This is a genomic window from Streptomyces sp. HSW2009, assembly GCF_040240285.1.
Taxonomy (GTDB): Bacteria; Actinomycetota; Actinomycetes; order Streptomycetales; family Streptomycetaceae; genus Streptomyces.
On record NZ_JBEHZD010000730.1, the window covers coordinates 1 to 3131 of the forward strand.

Genomic DNA, 3131 nt, shown 5'->3' on the forward strand with positions numbered 1-3131 from the left:
CGCGACAGCGGCTGCCGCGCCGCGGCGGCCCCGGGGACCGCTCCCGCGACGCCCCGCCGCACCCCCACCTAAATCACCCCTACCGCGCCGTGAACCCCCCATCCACCGCCAGCGCGGCGCCCGTCACGAAGGTCGCCTCGTCGCTGAGGAGGAAGGTGGCGAAGGCCGCGATCTCCGCCGGCTGGGAGATGCGGCCCAGCGGGTGCAGGGCCGCGATCTGGGCGACCGACTCCGGGGTTGCGCCCATCGTTTCGCGGAAGAGGGGGGTGTCGACGCCGCCGGTTATCAGGGCGTTGACCCGGACCGACTGCGCGGCGTGTTCCAGGGCCGCTGCTCGGGTCAGGCCGACCACGCCGTGCTTGGCGGCCACGTAGGGGGCCACGCCCGGCATGCCGACGACGCCGAGGTTGGAGGCGTTGACGACGATGGAGCCGCCGCCGGCCGCCGTGATGGCCGGGAGTTGGTGCTTGAGGCTGAAGAACACGCTCGTCAGGTTGTGTTCCAGTTCGGACGCCCAGCGGTCGGCCGGGATGTCCGGGATCGGGTCGAAGGAATTGACGCCGCCGGCGTTGTTGAACGCGCCGTCGAGCCGGCCGAATTCGCGTACCGCAGCGTCCACCGCGGCGGCCACCTGCGATTCCACGGTGACGTCCGTCGGTACGAAGAGGGCGTTGCCGCCGCGAGCCCTGATGTCCGCCGCCACCTCGTCGCCCAACTCCTTGCGGCGCGCCGCGAGGACGACGCTCGCTCCTTCGGCCGCCAGGCGTTCCGCCACCGCCCTTCCCATTCCCGACGTCGCCCCGGTGACCATCATGACCTTGGATGCGAAACGCGTTGACATGGCAGTCGTGCCTTTCCGTTCTGTTTCTTAGCTGCTTTTAGCTGTTCTTGGCTGCTCTTGCGGGCCGTGAATTCGATGCGTGAATTCGTCGATGTGGCCATCCTGCGGCGCGGGGCGGCCGGTTCGCTGGCGGTAAACGGACGGGGATTTCGCGACGGCGGGGCCTGGCGCTGGCGGGCGGCATTCCACCCCCGTACGGCGCCCGTCCGGCCCCCCGCGCACCGTCTGTCCGACCTCGCGTACGGCGCCCGCCCGGCTTCCCGTACGGCGTCCGCCCGGCCCGAGATGCGCCGCATGGCGGGCGCCCGTCACGGATTGCCGTAAAAGCCCGTTACGGGGGTGGAACTCATGCACGCGACATGTGTGTGTCGTACATGGGTCAGCGTGGCGCCGTCCGTCACCGTTCCAATCGCCTGCGTCCACATCAGCCCAGGAGGGGCACATGACTCATTCATCGCATGGCGATCATGTCGAGCAGGAGATACGGGCCGCGGCAGCGCAGTTGGGCCGCCGTCGGTTTGTGACCGTCACCGGCGCCGCGGCGGCGCTCGCGTTCGCCACCAACATGCCGGGCACCGCGCAGGCCGCGTCCGGCACGTACGACGCCCGGCGGATCACCGACAACCCGTTCACGCTCGGCGTCGCCTCCGGTGACCCGCGCCCCGACTCGGTCGTGCTGTGGACGCGACTGGCCCCGCGCCCCTTCGAGATCGGTGGCGGCCTGCCCCGCAAGAAGGTCCAGGTGCGCTGGGAGATGGCGCACGACGAGCGGTTCCGGCGCATCGCGCGGCGCGGCACCACCAGCGCGTTCGCCGAGTTCAACCACACCGTGCACGTCGAGCCCAGCGGGCTGGACGCGGACCGCACGTACTACTTCAGGTTCCGCACCGGCGACTGGATCAGCGAGGTCGGCCGCACCCGCACCGCGCCCTCCTCCCGGGCCCGCATCTCCGAGCTGCGCTTCGGCCTGGTCTCCTGCCAGGCGTACCACGACGGCTACTTCACGCCCTACAAGCACCTGGCCGACGAGGACCTGGACGCCGTCTTCCACCTCGGCGACTACCTCTACGAGTACGCGGTCAACTCGGTCGGCGGCGCCCGCAACTACACCGACCGCAGGCTGCCGGCCGTCTTCAACCGGGAGACGATCACGCTGGAGGACTACCGGCTGCGGTACGCCCTCTACAAGGGCGACCCGGACCTCCAGGCCGCGCACGCCGCGCACCCGTTCATCGTCACCTGGGACGACCACGAGACGGAGAACAACTACGCGGGCGAGCAGCCCGAGAACGACGTGCCGCCGGAGGAGTTCCTGATCCGCCGCGCCGCCGCGTACCGCGCGTACTGGGAGAACCAGCCGCTGCGCACCCCGCAGCGCCCCAACGGCGCCGACATGCGGCTCTACCGCCGCCTCCCGTACGGGCAGCTCGCGCAGTTCGACATCCTGGACACCCGGCAGTACCGCTCGGACCAGGCGTACGGCGACGGCTGGCAGGTGCCGGGCCCCGAGTCGACCGACCCGTCGCGCACCCTCACCGGTGCGACGCAGGAGCGTTGGCTGCTCGACGGCTGGCGCCGCTCCCGCGCGCTGTGGAACGTCGTGCCGCAGCAGGTCACCTTCGCCGAGCGGCGCAGCACATCGAACCCGGACTACAAGCTCAGCATGGACTCCTGGGACGGCTACCCGGCCTCCCGCGAGCGGGTGCTGGCCGGTGCCGAGGCCGCGGGCGTGGACAACCTGGTGGTCCTCACCGGTGACGTGCACGTGCACTACGCGTTCGACATCAAGCGGGACTTCGCCAAGCCCGACTCCCGCACGGTGGGCGTCGAGTTCGTCACCACGTCCATCGCCAGTGGCAAGGACGGCACGGAGAAGCCGGACAACTGGGACCGGTACATGAAGGCCAACCCGCACCTGAAGTTCTACAACGGCAAGCGCGGCTACGTGACGCTCACGCTCGACCGCGAGCAGGCCCGCGCCGACTACAAGACGGTGCCCTTCATCACCAAGCCCGGCGCGCCGATCGAGACCGTGGCCTCGTACGCGTCCGAGGCGGGCAACCCGGGCCTGCACCAGGTCTGACGGGTCTGATCCCCCGGGCCGGGGCCCGCTCCGGCCCGGCCCCCTTGCCGGTGCCGACGCCGGCCCCGATGCCGGCCCCGATGCCGACACCGTGTCGCGGAGCACACCCCGTGCCCCGCGCCACGGCCGGCCCCGGGCGCCGGTGCGTACGGGCCGCCCCCCCCCCCCCCCCCCCCCCCCCCCCCCCCGGGGGCCCCCGGCGCCCCC

The 3131-nt window shown here is 71.7% G+C and carries 2 protein-coding genes; one reads left to right on the plus strand and one right to left on the minus strand.

What is annotated here, in order from left to right; all coding sequences use genetic code 11:
* Positions 1-79 precede the first annotated feature (79 nt).
* On the minus strand, positions 80-841 hold the full coding sequence (locus AAHZ94_RS31400) for an SDR family oxidoreductase (RefSeq protein WP_349997110.1): 762 nt from the start codon (positions 839-841) through the stop codon (positions 80-82).
* A gap of 442 nt (positions 842-1283) precedes the next feature.
* On the opposite strand from AAHZ94_RS31400, the gene AAHZ94_RS31405 reads away from it, so the two are divergent.
* Entirely contained in the window at positions 1284-2924 is a 1641-nt protein-coding gene (locus tag AAHZ94_RS31405; protein WP_349997111.1) for an alkaline phosphatase D family protein, read from the plus strand.
* Positions 2925-3131: the final 207 nt, after the last annotated feature.

Bases quoted from the DNA above. Each gene is read 5' to 3' on its own strand.
- AAHZ94_RS31400 (WP_349997110.1), bottom strand. From the start codon at position 841: ATGTCAACGCGTTTCGCATCCAAGGTCATGATGGTCACCGGGGCGACG.
- AAHZ94_RS31405 (WP_349997111.1), top strand. From the start codon at position 1,284: ATGACTCATTCATCGCATGGCGATCATGTCGAGCAGGAGATACGGGCC.